The sequence below is a fragment of the Xylophilus ampelinus genome (assembly GCF_003217575.1).
GTDB lineage: Bacteria > Pseudomonadota > Gammaproteobacteria > Burkholderiales > Burkholderiaceae_C > Xylophilus > Xylophilus ampelinus.
In genome coordinates, this window is the sequence record NZ_QJTC01000002.1 from 185,000 (window position 1) to 200,150 (window position 15,151).

Genomic DNA, 15,151 nt, shown 5'->3' on the forward strand with positions numbered 1-15,151 from the left:
GTCGATCCCCTTAAGCCACGGCGTTGGCGATGAGGAAGCCCGCCGATGCGCCCGCGATCACCGGCGCCTCGACCCGCGTGTACGGATAGAACCAGGTCTTGGCGTTCGGGTCGTAGTAGGGCTCTTCGACCATCGGGTAGCCGTCGAGCGTGTAGGTGTAGCCGTAGCTGGGCGTGCCCATGTTGGCCAGGGAGGACAGCTCGGTGTACGCCAGCACCACGTCTTTGCCCCACACGTCCACGAAGGTGCCGTCGTCGAGGGCATAGATGCCGTCGCCGATGACCACGCGCGCGATGTCGAACAGCGACTGCAGCAGCTCGGTAGTGGCGATGTCGCGGCCGGTGTATTTCATCCGGTCGACCACCTTCGGATGCTGCTTCAGCTTGGCCATCACCGCCGCGCCGATCACCATCGTGTTGGGACGCTTGCCGGTCGACGTGCGGATGGCCTCGCGGGCGGCCTCGACGACCGCGACGGGGTCGCTGGTGGTGCCGAAATCGGACCACTGGAACGTGCCCGACAGCGTGATCTTGTTGTTGGCCGAGTAGTTGGCCGGATTGCGGGCCAGGTCGGCCTGCTGCTTTTCCAGACGCAGATCGAGCGCGTCGGACACCACCTTGATGCTGGCCGAGGCCAGATCGATGCCGGGCACGGCGCTGGCCTCTTCCAGCAGCTCGCGCGGCACGCTGGATTCCAGCGAGTAGTCGAGCAGCGAGAAAGGCGAGCCCTGGAAGCCGACCTGGATGCGCTTGGTGTTCTCACCAGGCGCACGCTGCGTGTTGGTGTAGAGCATGAACGCTTCCTTGCCGAAGCTCAGGATGCGACCACCTCGGGCGGCAACGCCGACCGTGGGGAACAACAGGCCGCCGACAAAGGCGCTGTTCTGGAAGCCCTGCGCGACGCTCGACAGAATCGGGTCGATCAGGCGGGCCTGCGATGGAGAGAGTTGGGGCATGGTGCGGTGGCTCCGGTGATCAGTTTTGGACGACCAGCACTTCGATCTGCTGGCCTGCGGCGGTGGCAGCGGTCATGGCCCGGGCCACGGTGGTGCCGCTGGCCTTGGTGATGACGGCACCGGCGGTGCCCACCTCCAGGGCGGCATCGACCGCGATGGCAGCACCGGCGATGGCGACGGCGGTGCCCTCGGTGACGACGGGCGCCCGCTCGCCGATGGAGGCGCCGGTCTTGGCGAAGCCGAGTGCGCGGCCGGCGGCGGTGGCGATGGCGCCTGCGCCGCTCACGGCGGCGTACTGGGTGATCGCGCCGGTGGCGTTGACGCCGTTGACCAGAATTTCGACAGATGCGACAGCCATGGCTTCAGGCCTCCGGGTTGATTTGCTTGATGGCCTGGACGTAGGTCAGGCCGGGGGTCTTCTTCATGAGCGCCTTGGCGTCACGATCGATGTCGGCACGCGACTTGGCGCCCGCGCCGCCCGCAGCAGCGGCGGCGGCCGAGGCGTCGACCGCAGGCGGCGCGCCGTTGGGCAGTACCTGCGGCGCATCGTTTGCCAGCGCGGCGGCCTGGGCTGCCCGCGCCTGGCGCTCGGCAGCGACGACGGCCGCTGCGGCGCCGGGGCCGGTGGTGGTGCCGTCGAACTTGAGGCTGGCGATCAGCGATTCGTGGCCGGGCAGGCTTGCGCCTTCGACGGCCTGGATGCGGGCGCGCTCGGCAGCGGCGCCGGCAGCGGCGCCTTCGGACAGCAACGCCTCGACCAGATCGGGGTGATCGGCGGCGAGTTGCTCGCGGGACATGGGCATAGAAATACTCCGGGTGGTGGGGTTGGCGGTGATCCGCGCAGCACCGGCGCGGGGTGCGCCCAGGCGGGCGCCCGGGGCAGCGCGCGTGGCGTTATCCCGGTTGAGCTGCTGCACCAGCGCGTCGAGCGTGGAAACACCGTCCACCAGCCCGGCATCGATGGCTTGCTGCCCGATGAAAATGCGGCCGTCGGCCATGTCTGCGAGAACGCGCTCGACCGCGACGCCGCGGTTGTTGGCCACCGTCTCGACGAACAAGCCGTAGAGGTGGTCCATGCGCTCTTGCATCGTTGCGCGGCCCGATTCGGACAGCGGGCCGTACTGGCTCTCGATGCGCTTGAACTTGCCGGCGAAAACCTCGGTGGTCCGCACGCCCTTCTGGGCTTCGGCACCACTCACATCCACGTGTGTGGAGACGACGCCGATGCTGCCGACGGCGGTGGTGCGGTCGGCGATGTAGATCTGCTGCGCGGCCGAGCCGATCCAGTAGGCGGCGCTGGCCATCATTCCGCTGGCGAGTGCGACAACGGGCTTGACCGCGCGGGCAGCGAAGACGGCATCACCCAGTGCCTGGGTGCCGTCGACGGTGCCGCCGGGCGAATCGATGGCGAGAACGATGCTGTGGACCGCCGTGTCTTCCAGCGCGGCGCGGATATCGCGCTCGATCAGCTGCGAGCTGGAGCCGCCCGAGATCTCCATGAAGAGATTCATGCGCTTGGCGATGACGCCGTCCACGGCGATGACGGCGACGCCGTCGATGACCGGATAGGACTCCTCGCGCTGGCTGACCAGGGGGCGGCCGATGCGTGCTTCGACGCCCGCGATGTCGATCTTTTCGCCACGGAGGTGGGTGGCGTAGATCCCCTGGATTTCCAGCAGCTTGTCGGGCTGGATGGCCCAGGGTGCGGTGAGTACGTCGAGTAGTTTCATGTCCTGCAGTGGTGTGTGCAGGCATGACTCTAAAAATTAGTGCTCCCTTAAAATAGGGCAAATTGCGACAAGTGGACCACGTCCAGGCCGCAAGCGACCAACGAATACTGAGCGTCAAGGGCGATTAAAAATTCACATTTATTTCAAAATTAAATTATGACACTTGAAATTCCTGAAGAGGCCTCAAAACAATATTATGAGTTTATCGAATTCAGATCTGCTTTAAGTAACGAGTCCGATCGGGGTTGCGCTCTATTTGCGGCAGCCTATCTCGATTCCGCTTTAGAGGGACTTCTCTTAGCAAGTCTGATTGAAAACAAAAAAAGCCGAGAAGAATTATTCGAAGGCAGCTCGCCCCTCGCCACCTTTTCCGGAAGAATAAAACTTGCTTGGTATTTAGGTTTTATTTCAAAGGAGTTTAGAACGGACTTGGAAGCCATCAGGAAAATACGAAACGAATTTGCACATAGTGCTGCTAATTTAAGTTTCGAGACTCAGTCAATCTCTGATAAATGTCGCAACTTGGGATTCTCTTATCACGAAGCAGATGCAAGGCCGAGAGCCCACTTCACTGCAGCAGCGAGTGGCCTTGTTTCGACCATCCATTCCCTGGAGAGAAAGGCAAAGCGACCTGCTGCAATGCCAGATGATCGACCAAGCGACGAAAAAAAGGCTGAAATAAGAGCCCGAGCCAGAGCCGCATTCGCAGCCGAACATCGCATGTCTACAGACCAGAAATAGGTAAATTTTTAAATTGCAAATTTATCTATGCGATTTTCGTTGAGACCTAAGGTTTTTTGAGCTTTATGCGTTGATAACACGTCACCAAATCATTTAATACCGTCTAGTAGGTCTGTGGAAACCTGAGATGCAGCTTTATTAGATACGAACGTGCCATCACGGCGCTGCCTATCGACCTCGCGTCTACGCTGCCGCTGCTTGATCTCCCATTCCACGCCGTCGTGCAGCACGCTCTCGGCGGCGAGCGTGCTGATGCCCATCTCGACCCGATCCCACGCGGCCGCCACTTCCTTGGTCGGATCGATGCTGCCGGGACCGTCGCCCACCCAGGTTCCCAGGCTCCAAGCCGCGCGCACGCTCTCGTCGGCGAAGAAGCCGGGCGCGGCGATGCGCCCCTCGGCAACCTCGTGGGCCAGCCACGTCTCGTAGACCGGCTGGCAGAAGTAGGTGGCGACCCAATCCCGCCGGCTGCGAAACAGCTTCCATGCCATCAGCAGCGCGCCGCGCGCCGCGCTGTAGCTGGACTGGAAGTGCATCACCAGCACCTCGTAAGGCAGTTCCAGCGCCATGCCGATCTGGCGCAGGATGGCCTGCACGAAAGGGTCGAATTGGGCGTTGGGCCGGCCGGGGTTGACCGGCATCGCCTCTTCGCCGGGCAGAAGGTTGACCACCTGGCCCGCCTCCATCTCGCCCGACCACTTGCCGGCCTTGTCGGCCAGCACGCCCTGCGCGTCGTCGTCGAAAAGATCACCGAACGCGGTCGGATCCATCTTGATGAAGACGGCAAACAGACCAGAGACCACGGCGGCCTGCAATTCAGCGTCGGAGTAGCGCTGCAGCTGCTTGAGCGGTTCAATGATCGGTGCCAGCCACGGCACGCCGCGCACTTGGCCTGGCCGCAGCGCCTTGTAAAGATGGATGACGTTGCGCCGGCCGGAGGGGCCACGAACTGCCATGCGGTCCCAGGCATTCGCGATGCCGGCCGGATCGCCGGGATGGCGGCGCGCGATGTGCACGTACATGGCCTCCCCGGTTTCCGCAGCCAGCTCGACGCCATCCTGCAGCAGATCGGTGTTGACCGCACCATGGGGGTTGCACACGCGGTCGGCTTCGATCAGCTGCAGCGCCAGACGCCGACGCCCCGCGCGCACCGGCATGGGAGTGGTGGCGAACACGTCGCCCGACTCCAGAGCCGATCGAAAGGCCAGCTCCTGCAGCCCGTAAAAGTTGAGGTTGCGCGACGTGGCGCAATCAGGCGAGATAGCCCATGCGCCGAACTTGCGCTGCGTGTCAGATTGCCACTCGGCGGCCTGGTCCTCATCAAGGCCGAGGCGGATGGCATCGATGGCCGGCGAGAACGAAAGGCCTGTGCCCACCACGTGGCTCACCGTGCTGCCGACAGCACCGGTGGCGACAGGCGCGTTGCGCACCTGGTCGCGGCTGCGGGCCCGCAGCATGGGCAGATCGCGTGCGATATCGCTGGCCGGACCACCAGCGCGCGGCGCATACCGCGAAAGCGCAGCGCGATCCAGTCGCGCCCCGGTGTAGCCGCCCGAAAGGGCCAGTGCGCCGCGCGCCGCCAGCCGCTGCACGGCGTACTGCGGCGCGACGTAGGCGATCACGCGGTCGAGCATGTTCTGGCCGCCGCCGGCCGCAAGCGCAGCCGCCATGGCTACGCCCTGCTGATTGAGCTGCTGGACCATGGTGATCAACCTCCGGGCACGACGACGCGCGAGCGGCGCATGCCGACCGCACTGTTGCCGAGCTGGGTGGCCCGGGCGTTCCAGGTGGCGATGCCCTGCTGGATGTCGGCCAGATTGGCCCTGGTAAGCCGGCGGCCGGCGATCTCGTACGACTGGCCGGACAGCACGGCCGTCTCGGCCGCTAGATAGGCGTTGAGCTGGGCCTGCGCCTGGACAAGGGTAATTCCTGACATTGGGGTGTTCCTGGTGATGCGGGAGAAAGTCTGCTGCGGCATGCAGGCCGAAGCTAGGGCAATTTGCGACGGGTCACTCTGGGGGCGGTCTTTTCATGAGGCGGTAAAGCGTCGCCCGATGAATGCCCGACCTGGCTGCAATCTCGTCCGTAGGCGCTGCGGACAGCCCAGCCTCGTAGACGCTGCGCCGCTGCTGCGCGTCCATGTGCTTGCGCCGCTTCGGCAGGAAATGCCGACGGCCTCCGTACGCCGCGCGCAGGTCAGCATCGATGCGCTGCAGCAGCTCTGGCGATATGCCTGGCAGGTCCCTGCGCACCGCGGCAATCAGAAGGGCAAGGATGTCGGCATCCTCTTTAGGCTCTTGATCGACCACTTAAACGCACGCCCTGCGGGTTCCCGCCAGTGAAATCCGGCTGCCCATCACCCGCGGTGGCTGCATGGCAGGCCGGACAGCCGGTATGCCACTCTCGTTTTGATAGCTGACTGCCGGCGCGGGCTCTGAAGTCGGAGCCGATTGCGCGAATAAGTCGGGAGCCATCGCCGACTCCAGCCGCTGCCACTGCCGATCGGTGTAAGTGTGGAGGCCCAAGCGGTGGGTGGCGAAGATCGCGTAGACCGTGCAATCGAGCGGTTCGTTGCGCTTGCGCAGCATGTTTTCCCACCGGTAGACGGTGCCGGTGGCGGTCTTGACCAGCACGCGAGATTCGGCGGTCAGCCCAAAATAGAACTCAGCCGCCAGGTGCTTGCTGGTGTGCACGTAGCCGGGCCCGGGCTGGGTAACAATCAGCCGGCCATAGATCAGGTCCTTCGCGGTGTCGGTACCGACCATCCACAGCTTCACGCCGCGGCGCACGACCTGGCCCCGGAAGTTGACGTCCTGGGCACTGGCCCGGCCGGCCACGGGCTTGCCGGGCACCTTGTCGCCCTTGACCGCAAAGATGCGGCGCCGTTCACGCAGCCGGCAGAAGTTATAGACCTGGTGGGTGAAGTGGCCGCCGGTGTCGACGGCCGCGGCCTCGATGCCCAGGCGTGAACCGTTGGCGTGCGGGAAGCTGGTGAGTAGGTAGGCGTCCAACTTTTCCCAGTCGGCCTGCTCAGCAGGGTTGGCCACCATCTTCACGTGGTCGACCACCCACATTTCCTCGCCGCGTCCGATGGCCCACACGACGATTTCAAACCAGGTGTCCTGAATGTCGACGCCGGCCACCAGCACCAGGCCGCCGTGAGGCACGGTGCGCAGGGCATAGTCCTCGGCGCGCTGCATCAGGGCGTGTTCATCGGCCCGGTCGGAAGCCTCTTCCCAGACGTCGCCGCGGGTTTCGTTCACGAAGCCCTGCATCGGGCCCGGGTCGCCCTGCTTCAGGCGCACGTGCGCTTCCAGGAACTCGCGGACGATGTCGTCCCAGGTGCGCTGCGGGCTGTAGGCGGCCCAGACGTGCGAGCCGACGTGCTCGGGCGGCTGGCATGGCACGCCCATGCCATCGCGCCAGATGCGGTCGGGCCCGTAGCGGTACCGGTGCTGGTGGTCGATCCACACGCCCTCGCGCCAGATGCCCAGGTAGTCGGCCTGGGTGATGGACTCACCGCAGTGCGGGCAGACGTGGTGGGCGCCGCCCGGCTGGCCGTTCCACTTGAACCCGCTTTTGGCGGTCTTGCCGCCCCAGGTGAGCGGGTGCTCGGCATCGCAATGCGGACAGGCGATGTTGTAGACCATCTGCGCGCCGGCGGCGGTGTGCCGGGCGTCGGTGTGCGAGAGGCCCTTGATGCGCGGGGTGCTGCCGGCGACAAGCTTCGGGAAGGGGGCACCCTCCAGCCGGCCGCGGGCCAGGGTGATCGGGTCGGAGGACTTCTCGATCTGCTGGTCGAAGGCGTCCAGCTCGTCGAGCAGCGAGACGGCCACAGTGATTCGGCGAAACGCCCGGGCCGCCTTGCCGCCCAGGAGGTGGAGCACCGAGCCGACGAAGCGCTTGAACTTCATCGTGTCCTCGCCGCCGCCGGTCAGCGCCACGCGGCGCAGCGCCTTCACGTCGCGCAGCATTGGCTCGACCTCGCCCTTCACGAAGCTGTCGCGGTCGTCGTCGGTGGGTTGCCAGAGCGCCTGCTTGCGGCGGCGGTGCGCGGCGTTGTAGGCCATGAAGGCGAGCAGGATCTTGGTGTAGCCGACGCGCTTCGATTTCTTCACCGTCAGCTCGGTGATGCGGTCGTCGCTCATCCAGTCCATCAGGGCGATCTGGAACGGGTAGGCCTCCCACTGCCCCTGCGCGTGGCTGCTCTCGGCCGAGAGGTAGAAGTGATCGGCCGCCCAGTCGGACAGCGGCTGCGGCACCACGGCGCGCAGCAGCGCCAGGCCGTCTCGCACCGCAGCCGCCACGGCGAGCCGGGTGGTGCGGGGCGACTGGCGGGCGACCGCGGCCAATGCGCTCATGCGGGCACGCCTCCCTGGCCGTCTTCCTCGTCGTCGTCCTCTTCCAGGGCCTCGACCGCCAGCGCGGCGGTGCTGCGCAGCCAGTCGTTGCGGGCCGAGGCCAGCGCGGTCTCCAGCGCGTTGCGGCCTTCGACCGGCAGGGGGCAGACCTTGTGCAGTGCACCGGGGAGCGCCTCGAAGCGATCGGCGATCGACTGGGAGGCGGTGGCCAGCACCGCGGTGAGCAGCTCGATCGGCGCGTACTGGCCGCGGGCGATCGCATTCTTGATGTCGACGCCCTCGCGCTGGGCCCTGGCCAGGGCGGCACGCTCCTGCACCAGGTCCAGGCCACCGGCTTCGCCCGACGCACGGCCGGCGGCCACCTCGCGCAGCCGCTCGCAGTAGTCGAGGATCCACGCATGCGCGGTCTGGCCGCGCACGATGACGCCATCCGCCACCAACTGGCTGACCTTGGCCGGGCTGATACCGACCAGCTCAGCGAATTCTGCCTGCTGGATGGGCACCAAGAGAGCTTCCAGTGGCTTCACTTAACCCCCTTAGCAGACCTACGAAACAGTCCAACAACGGGGTTCGAATTACCCGCATCGGAGGGGGCTCCGGGAGGACCCGTTAGGGGGGTGGGGTGTGGTGCCGATGCCACGCGCGCCCCTGCCGGGTGCACCGCCATCACGCCGCCCTCGCCCGGCCTGCCGAGGCCAGGATGCGGGCCATCCGCTCGCGTACTGCAGACGATGGAGGGCCGACCTTGGTGTCGTCCTCGATCAGCGGCAGAGGCGGCGGCACAGGCGCGCCCCACCCTGAGGCCAGCTCACGCTGCATGGTCCATTCCCAGCGCTTGCGGCAGTCGGCGAATGCTTTCGTGCGCAGTTCGTGGGCCATCTCGTGAGCAGCACGCCACACGGCAGGATGCGTCCACTGCCCCATGCGTCCGGCTTCACGCTCCCGCATGCCAGCTGCCGCTTCCAGCCAAGCCGTCTCAGGATCGAGCGCTGGCCTGCATAGCTGGCGGAACTCGCCCAGCGTCGGGGCGAAGCGGCGATCGGCACATGCGGCCACACCGCGCTCCAGCTCGTGGCGCTTCAGGTCGGACAGGCGCTCGGCCCATTCGGCCTGCAGCACGATCGGCTCGACGCCGCGGTACATGTCGGCCATCTTGGCGCCCAGCTGCGCACCCAGGCTCTTGAAGACCTGGGCGACGGCCAGCTGCGACAGCGGCAGGCGTTCAGGCGACGACTCGGGCGTCGGCATCGACAGTGCGGTGGTCAGGTGCTGCATGGGTTGCTCCAGGGTCACAGATGGCAGAAAGGAAGTTGGCACGCTCATCGGTCGCAGAAGGCGCTCGGCCCCTGCTCATTGGCGGTATTCGGGTGTTCGCTGCGTCGTGCCTTCGCCCCTTCGCTGTGGCGAGGGCATACGCGAATGTCTTGCCCCGCTGGACGGCATCGGCCGCGGCATCGACCAGCTCGGGCAGGGTGATCCCTGCATCCAGCAGCGCGATCAGCGTCGGGTGCGCGGGGTTCGCGTCGGCCAGCCCCGCCTGTCGCATCGCCCTGCACGCCTCGCCTGCGGGTGTGCCCACGCGCTCCTGCGCAGGTGCACGCGGGGGTGCGCCTGCATGCGCATGCGTGTCCCCTCCCCTGGCATCTGGCGTCTGGTGTCTGGCGTCTGGGGTCTGGTTGCCGTGCGACGTAACACCGTCTTCCGGTGACACCGTGGGAGACGTCTCACCGTTACGGTGTGACGTAACCGCAGGCGTAACGCGTGACGCATCCGGCGTAACGCTGCCGTCACCGTGAGACGGTGTCGCGCGGACGAGTGCATCGGCCAGTTCGTCCATCGACGCATCGCGCGGCATGGTCACACCACGGGAGGCCAGGGCATCGAACAGGGACTTGCGCCGGCTGCGGTATTTCTCCTGCCGGCTTCCCTTGGGCGGCTTGGCGCCGTCACCACCACCGCCCGTGCTGCTGCCACCAAACCCAGCGCCTGCAGCGTCGGCCACACCGATCTCCCGGTCGCACCGTGCCTGGTGCCAGCCATCATCCTGCTGCTCGAAGAACTCGCGCAGCACGGCCTCGACGGCGCGGCGCTGGGCCGGCGTCACCGCGCGGGCCAGGCGGCAGGCCTGCTTCAGATCAACGGGGATCGGCTTCTCTCGCTTGTAGTACTGGTCCAGCAAGCGGCGGTATGCGCAGTCTTCGTCCCAGCTCAGGTGCTGGGTGTCGGCCGCATAGTCGCCCATGTGGTGCTTGTAGAAATTCACCGCTTACACCCCCGCCATTTCCCGGATGCGGAAGCGCATCCGGCGTGCCATGTATTCGTCGACCTGGGCGGTCTGCGCGATGCGCTCCATGCTCAGGCGGCGCTGGTAGTTGCCGATGCGGACGAACATCAGTACCGGGCGCACGTCGACCCCGCCCGGGCCGGCCGCAGCCCAGATGCCGGGCGGCAGGTGGGCGCCGGCACCGCCGCGCAACTTGCCGTAGGAGACGAAGTAGCGGCGCCCGGCCTGGCGGGCGGTGCCGCGCTGCACGCGCGCCCTGCCCTTGTCGTTCATGTTGGAGCGGTAGCCCTGCTCGCCCTGGGCCTGGAAGTAGCTCAGCAGCTGCACGAGGAACGGGCCGCGGATGTTGCCCCGGCCGTCGTCGCTGCCCGGGTACGGTGTGCGGGGGATGGCCGTCTGGTAGCCGCGCGGCAGGATGCCGACCCGGCGCAGCGCCGACTCGCTGCGCTTGTCGCGCCGGCGGCCGCCCAGGGTCTGGGTCTGCAGAACCTTCTGGGGATCCACGCCCTTGCCGCCCGCATAGGTCGGCTCGATATCGGCCACCAGCGAATCGGCCGTGGCCATGCGCACCCGCGGGCTGCTCAGGATGAACGGCGTGGGCCGGTCGAAGACCTTGCGCATTTCCGTCTGCATGGCGCGGCGGACCTGGAAGGCCGTGTCGTTGATCGCCTTCGCATAGGCCTGGCGTGCCTGCGGGCCGCTCAGCTTGGCGAGCAGGTCTTTGGCCTTGCCCAGGCCGTCCACGTCGACGCCGATCCTCATCGCGCCACCTCGGGCGCTGCCGGCAGCTTGCCGCGCAGGGCGGCCAGGGCATCGTTGATGGCGGCCATGGCGTCGCCCGCGTATTCGGCACAGCGGCGCATGTCGTTTGTCGACGGCGGTCGACCCTCCTGCAGGCGCAGCACCGCGTCGCCGTACTGGCGGGTGAAGTCGGCGTGCGCGATCTGCTGGCGCACCAGCGCCTCGACGGGGTCGCCGCCGGCCTGGTCGGGCATGGCGCGGACGCAGGTGTAGCCCAGGCGGGCCGCCATGGCGTGCAGCACCGCGGCATTGCCGCTGAAAAACTGCAGATCGACCGCCTCCCGCAGGGAGAGGTGGTGTGTGGTGTTGGCCGGGTTGACCTTGTGCGTCAGCGTGCCGGCCGAGACACCCATGCGGGCGGCCAGGGCCACGATGCCGCCGGGGTATCCGTGGGCCGTCTGGTAGGCGGCATCGCCCGGGTCCTGGCCCAGCGGGGTGTCGGGCACCGCCTCGTTTGCGACATAGGCAAAAGCGTGCGGCATGGACATAGTTGCCCTCATGCGCTGCCACCCTCGGCAGCGGACCCCGAGGAGCCACCCGATGCCAGACCCGATTGCCCTGTCGATTGCCGAACTTGAACAGATCCAGACCCTAATGACGGTGCGACAGATTCGCAGCGTCGATTGGGACGTACTCGGTGCAGCTCTAGTGGTGCAAGCATGCGTGGGCCAGGAAGACCGGCTGCTCGACGTGCCGGTGTCGCTGACCCCTGCAGCGGCAGCAGAACTATGGACGCTGCTGGGCCGAGCGCTGCGGGAAACAGGCGGCGCAGCAGGACCAGCGCAATGATCTCTCGGACCCTACCGACGAATGCCATGGGCACATCCTTCCGCCACGCCACGCGCGGCACCACGGGCGCGAGCGCCCAACAGAGAAAACCCGCCTGCCGCCCCGGCATGCCCAACGCTGCGCACCTTCCCGCGCGCAGTGAACGAGGAACCATGGAGGAAGAACCGATGGGGCCGCCGGCTGGAGTGGCGGCAGGCGGGGGAAAACCTTCGCGCGCAGGCCAGTACCATCCCGCGAGAATCAACCCGCCGGAAGGACAGTGCGATGAAGCGCGATATGGACTTGGTCAGAAAGATATTGCTGGCAGTAGCCGATTCGCCCCACGGATCGCAGCTGCAGCAACTGGACGGAGTGAGCAACGAGGATTTCACGCTGCACGCCATCTGGCTGGCGGAAGCTGGTCTCGTTATCGCCATCACATCGGACCAGGCGGTGAGCGCCACGTATGCACTCATCCTCCGGCTGACATGGCAGGGCTGCGACTTCGTGGATGCCATCAGAGACGACACCCTCTGGAAAAAGGCGAAGGAGAGCGTCATGAAGCCAGCCACGTCATTCACCTTCGACCTGGTGAAAGACTGGCTCAAAGCCGAGATCGCGCAGGGCTTGCCGACCTTGCGCGGACTGGCCTAGCAGCTCACGCGCCTCGGCCGCCGCCGCGAGCAAGCCACCTTTTGCGGTGTCACTGCGGGCCGCGACTGCGGAGTGCTCAACCGGAAAGGCAATGTGGCTTCCCGCCAGTGCGAACCACCGCGCCGCAGACGTCGCCAGCCCGTGCGTCACGGGGTCCGCAATGCTGATCGAAGTCGGAACCTCGCGGGCAGGCTGTACATCAGGAATCGGCCCGGCTGGACGACTCCACGTTTTCGACGAAAACTCCGCCGAGAACTCTGTCGACGGTTCCGCCAGAGGCCTCTCGGACCTGAGTACAAGCTCGAACTCGCGCAGGATGGCGGCCATTTCGGGCACTGCCGACTCGGGGACCGACGACTCCACCTGCACCGAGGAAAACTCGCCGCCGGCGACCCTCAGGGTGAAGGACATGACGTACTGGGGGTTGATGCCCATCGCGCGCAGCAGCGGCCCGGCCAGAGCGACCGTTGTCGCTATGCGGATGGGCGAAAGTCCGGGCGGCGGCACGTCAGCCTGCATGGACAAATCCGTATCAGACATGGGAGACCTCTTCTGCTATGGATTCGGTAGCTGGTTGTCGTTGGCTGGCGCTGGGTTGCGGGAGATTTGGTGTGGAATCGGCCAACTCGGGCCAAATTTCAGCCCAGTCGTCGGGACGCAGGTCGCGACGCGTCACGCGGCGGTCCGTGATCGTTTCGATCCGCACGCACTGTTTGGGCGGAACGTCGCGGCCGCTGGCCGTGTCGGGCCGCAGCCACTGGCCGACGGCGACCGGCGTGATGCCGAGCAGCTTTGCCAGCGCACGCTGGCTGCCGCAAATTGCTACCGCTCGCCGGAGTGCGGCGTGATTGGATGCTTCCATGATGGGCGATAGTAAAGCATTACTTGCCCACGGTAAAGCATTGCCCGCTTGCGGTGTCGGGCTCTACGATCAAGCAATGCTTTCCACAGCCGCCACCGTTGCGGACAAACTACGCCTAGCCTTACGCGAGGCCGGCGTGACGCAAACGCAGGTTGCCCAGTACTGCGGCGTTACCAAGCAAGCAGTTCAGGGCTGGATCAAGACCGGTCGCATCGACAAGCAGCGGCTGCCAAAACTCGCCGAAATCACCGGCCGCCCTTTGTCATGGTGGCTCGACGGCAAAGAGGCCGAATCCACGGCGCACCTGACGATGGAGTCCGCGAAGGAATACTCAATTTCTGAGTGGCCATTCGAAAGCATCACCCCAGGCGAGTACAACAGACTGACCAGCCGCCAGCGCGCACTTGTGGAGGGCTACGTCAGGGGACTGCTGGCACAACCAACGGCCGATAAAAGCGACCGCGTTAGCAACGGCGCCTGACCATCGGCGCGGAGTGGTCCTGCTCTTTGCGCCCAGGGCTCAGAAAGACACAGGCTCTTAACTAGAGGATCGATTTGCCGTCAAGAGTGAGTTGCGTGACGCGCCGCCGGGCCCCGCTCACGATGCACGAGGCACTTGCCGGCACCTCGATTCCCAGTCCATTCCGAAGGCGCGCGAATTTGGTTTCGCGCCCCCAAGCGAAGAAGTACTCATCGCCCCTGCCGTGGTTAGCGACATAGGGAACATCTGCGCGGTCTGGGTCTCGCGAAGCTCGCTTAATCGCTTCCTGGCAGAGCAGCAAAGCATCCATCTCCGAAAAAGACCGCGTTGCCTGAGTGTTGCCGGCTCCTCCCGCACACATGGCAAGCACGCCTCCGGCAAATGCAAGGGCGACCGCCCACTTGACGACATCCATCGGCGCAATGCGAGGTAGGGCCGCCTCTCCAGGCCGGCCCTGTCGCGCGAAGCGTTGAGCTTCCGCCTCGGTTTCGAATGAGAAACGGCCAGCCCGCCAGCGACCATCCACGTCTTGCTTCACCTTCATAGCGACCTCCTGACGACAGCGTAGCAGCGCACCCGCCCAACGTCGACAATTCGGTAAAGCACAATTGCTTTACTTTGGAAAAGTATTGCTTTACTATTCGCTCACTCCACAACGGATTGAGCGATGCACACCACCCCATCACCAGCCAGCAGCGCGGCAGCAGCCCTGCCCGCCTCCTTCACGACGCAGCAACTGGCCGCCGCACTGGAGCGCCGCGCCCGCCGCGGCGCCGTCGTAGCAGCACTGCTCAACAGCGAAGAGCGCCTGCAGTTCTGGAAGGGCTGCGCCGACGCCTGCCAAACCTTGGCACGCGGGACGGCAGCCAAGATGGCGGAGAAGGACGCTCGATTAGCCGCCGAAGGCTACGCGCAAACAAGCCTGGAGTCCGCAGGGGCCGCTCTCCCCGCTCGCTTCAAACATCTCTCCCTCGCCGAGGTGCAGCAGATCCTCCGAGCCGAGGGCATCGAGATCGCCGCTGATGCGGTCGCCGACGGCAATCTCGGTGCTCGACAGGTTCTGGAAAGCGGCGTAGTCGCCCGCTTCGATTGCGACGATGAACATGCCGTTTCGGGCATTGATGTGGGTCACGGTGCCGACTGCCATTGCGTCTCCAAGGGAGGAGCAGCCATCGTAGCCGCAGCTCCGCTCCGCAGCGAAGGCGGTGCCGCATGACCCGCCGCCTCGACAACCCCACCCTCGACGCATGCCTGATCGCCGGCCTCACGCTGGCCATCGCGCTGGTGCTGGGCAGCCTGGGCGGCTGCATCGACACCGGCCCGGACGAGCTGGCCGGCATGCAAGCCCAGGCCGACGAAGCTGCCGAGCTGCAGGCGCAGTACGCCGCCCAGAACGCAGACGCTGCGGCGGCCACCTCAGCCCGCCCTCGCCATCCCTCTGCCACCAAGCCGCCGCGCCGCCCGCATGGGTCGGTGCTGGTCGCTGCTGGCCGCTGATTTCCCTCCCTGCCACC

The 15,151-nt window shown here is 66.0% G+C and carries 21 protein-coding genes; 6 read left to right on the forward strand and 15 right to left on the reverse strand.

Annotated elements, in window-relative coordinates; all coding sequences use genetic code 11:
- Nucleotides 1-10: 10 nt before the first annotated feature.
- The 3 genes from DFQ15_RS02420 to sppA are packed head-to-tail and all read right to left on the reverse strand — an operon-like array spanning nucleotide 11 to nucleotide 2,685.
- Nucleotides 11-955: a major capsid protein gene (locus DFQ15_RS02420; RefSeq protein WP_110464427.1), complete on the reverse strand. Its 945-nt coding sequence runs from the start codon at nucleotides 953-955 to the stop codon at nucleotides 11-13.
- 19 nt (nucleotides 956-974) lie between these two features.
- Nucleotides 975-1,313 carry a capsid cement protein gene (locus DFQ15_RS02425; protein WP_110464428.1) on the reverse strand — a complete coding sequence of 113 codons (339 nt, stop codon included), beginning with the start codon at nucleotides 1,311-1,313 and terminating at the stop codon, nucleotides 975-977.
- A gap of 4 nt (nucleotides 1,314-1,317) precedes the next feature.
- Nucleotides 1,318-2,685 (reverse strand): signal peptide peptidase SppA, encoded by a 1,368-nt coding sequence (sppA, locus tag DFQ15_RS02430; protein WP_110464429.1) that lies wholly within the window; start codon nucleotides 2,683-2,685, stop codon nucleotides 1,318-1,320.
- Between the two features lie 156 nt (nucleotides 2,686-2,841).
- Between sppA and DFQ15_RS02435 the strand changes: the two genes are divergently transcribed.
- Nucleotides 2,842-3,426 (forward strand): MltR family transcriptional regulator, encoded by a 585-nt coding sequence (locus DFQ15_RS02435; RefSeq protein WP_110464430.1) that lies wholly within the window; start codon nucleotides 2,842-2,844, stop codon nucleotides 3,424-3,426.
- An 89-nt stretch (nucleotides 3,427-3,515) separates the two neighbouring features.
- Here the strand turns inward: DFQ15_RS02435 and DFQ15_RS02440 are convergent, their stop codons facing one another.
- The 9 genes from DFQ15_RS02440 to DFQ15_RS02480 form a co-directional block, all read right to left on the reverse strand.
- A complete protein-coding gene (locus tag DFQ15_RS02440; protein ID WP_146228625.1) occupies nucleotides 3,516-5,129 on the reverse strand; it encodes a phage portal protein in 1,614 nt (537 codons plus the stop codon).
- Nucleotides 5,130-5,134: 5 nt separating this feature from the next.
- Nucleotides 5,135-5,362, reverse strand: a complete 228-nt coding sequence (locus DFQ15_RS02445) for a DUF6148 family protein (RefSeq protein ID WP_110464534.1) — start codon at nucleotides 5,360-5,362, stop codon at nucleotides 5,135-5,137.
- Nucleotides 5,363-5,435: 73 nt separating this feature from the next.
- Nucleotides 5,436-5,735, reverse strand: coding sequence for a hypothetical protein (locus tag DFQ15_RS02450; protein WP_110464432.1), 300 nt, complete (start codon nucleotides 5,733-5,735; stop codon nucleotides 5,436-5,438).
- Nucleotides 5,736-7,787 (reverse strand): phage terminase large subunit family protein, encoded by a 2,052-nt coding sequence (locus tag DFQ15_RS02455; RefSeq protein ID WP_110464433.1) that lies wholly within the window; start codon nucleotides 7,785-7,787, stop codon nucleotides 5,736-5,738.
- Entirely contained in the window at nucleotides 7,784-8,290 is a 507-nt protein-coding gene (locus DFQ15_RS02460; RefSeq protein ID WP_233504240.1) for a hypothetical protein, read from the reverse strand. Before DFQ15_RS02460 ends, DFQ15_RS02455 begins: the two co-directional genes overlap by 4 nt.
- Nucleotides 8,291-8,453: 163 nt before the next feature.
- Nucleotides 8,454-9,062, reverse strand: a complete 609-nt coding sequence (locus DFQ15_RS02465) for a hypothetical protein (RefSeq protein ID WP_110464434.1) — start codon at nucleotides 9,060-9,062, stop codon at nucleotides 8,454-8,456.
- A complete protein-coding gene (locus DFQ15_RS02470) occupies nucleotides 9,010-10,050 on the reverse strand; it encodes a YdaU family protein (protein WP_146228626.1) in 1,041 nt (346 codons plus the stop codon). The genes DFQ15_RS02465 and DFQ15_RS02470 overlap by 53 nt, the downstream gene beginning before the upstream one ends.
- 3 nt (nucleotides 10,051-10,053) lie before the next feature.
- Complete coding sequence (locus DFQ15_RS02475) at nucleotides 10,054-10,833, reverse strand: hypothetical protein (protein ID WP_110464436.1); 780 nt, start codon at nucleotides 10,831-10,833, stop codon at nucleotides 10,054-10,056.
- Complete coding sequence (locus DFQ15_RS02480; RefSeq protein WP_146228627.1) at nucleotides 10,830-11,354, reverse strand: phage regulatory CII family protein; 525 nt, start codon at nucleotides 11,352-11,354, stop codon at nucleotides 10,830-10,832. The genes DFQ15_RS02475 and DFQ15_RS02480 overlap by 4 nt, the downstream gene beginning before the upstream one ends.
- Nucleotides 11,355-11,412: 58 nt before the next feature.
- On the opposite strand from DFQ15_RS02480, the gene DFQ15_RS16920 reads away from it, so the two are divergent.
- Nucleotides 11,413-11,661 carry a hypothetical protein gene (locus tag DFQ15_RS16920; RefSeq protein WP_146228628.1) on the forward strand — a complete coding sequence of 83 codons (249 nt, stop codon included), beginning with the start codon at nucleotides 11,413-11,415 and terminating at the stop codon, nucleotides 11,659-11,661.
- 264 nt (nucleotides 11,662-11,925) lie between these two features.
- A complete protein-coding gene (locus tag DFQ15_RS02485; protein WP_110464438.1) occupies nucleotides 11,926-12,294 on the forward strand; it encodes a DUF2513 domain-containing protein in 369 nt (122 codons plus the stop codon).
- Here DFQ15_RS02485 and DFQ15_RS16925 read toward each other — a convergent pair.
- Both DFQ15_RS16925 and DFQ15_RS02490 read right to left on the reverse strand, forming a co-directional pair.
- Complete coding sequence (locus tag DFQ15_RS16925; protein WP_146228629.1) at nucleotides 12,214-12,834, reverse strand: hypothetical protein; 621 nt, start codon at nucleotides 12,832-12,834, stop codon at nucleotides 12,214-12,216. The two genes, DFQ15_RS02485 and DFQ15_RS16925, sit on opposite strands and share 81 nt — an antisense overlap.
- Nucleotides 12,827-13,156 carry a transcriptional regulator gene (locus tag DFQ15_RS02490; RefSeq protein ID WP_110464439.1) on the reverse strand — a complete coding sequence of 110 codons (330 nt, stop codon included), beginning with the start codon at nucleotides 13,154-13,156 and terminating at the stop codon, nucleotides 12,827-12,829. Before DFQ15_RS02490 ends, DFQ15_RS16925 begins: the two co-directional genes overlap by 8 nt.
- Here DFQ15_RS02490 and DFQ15_RS02495 point away from each other — a divergent pair.
- Nucleotides 13,155-13,637: a helix-turn-helix domain-containing protein gene (locus DFQ15_RS02495; protein ID WP_110464440.1), complete on the forward strand. Its 483-nt coding sequence runs from the start codon at nucleotides 13,155-13,157 to the stop codon at nucleotides 13,635-13,637. The genes DFQ15_RS02490 and DFQ15_RS02495 overlap by 2 nt on opposite strands.
- 61 nt (nucleotides 13,638-13,698) lie before the next feature.
- Here DFQ15_RS02495 and DFQ15_RS16930 read toward each other — a convergent pair whose 3' ends face one another.
- Nucleotides 13,699-14,181, reverse strand: a complete 483-nt coding sequence (locus tag DFQ15_RS16930) for a hypothetical protein (protein ID WP_146228630.1) — start codon at nucleotides 14,179-14,181, stop codon at nucleotides 13,699-13,701.
- 123 nt (nucleotides 14,182-14,304) lie between these two features.
- Here DFQ15_RS16930 and DFQ15_RS17360 point away from each other — a divergent pair, with 123 nt between their 5' ends.
- Both DFQ15_RS17360 and DFQ15_RS02505 read left to right on the forward strand, forming a co-directional pair.
- Nucleotides 14,305-14,853, forward strand: a complete 549-nt coding sequence (locus tag DFQ15_RS17360; protein WP_158528995.1) for a hypothetical protein — start codon at nucleotides 14,305-14,307, stop codon at nucleotides 14,851-14,853.
- Nucleotides 14,850-15,134, forward strand: coding sequence for a hypothetical protein (locus DFQ15_RS02505; protein ID WP_110464442.1), 285 nt, complete (start codon nucleotides 14,850-14,852; stop codon nucleotides 15,132-15,134). Before DFQ15_RS17360 ends, DFQ15_RS02505 begins: the two co-directional genes overlap by 4 nt.
- Nucleotides 15,135-15,151 lie beyond the last annotated feature (17 nt).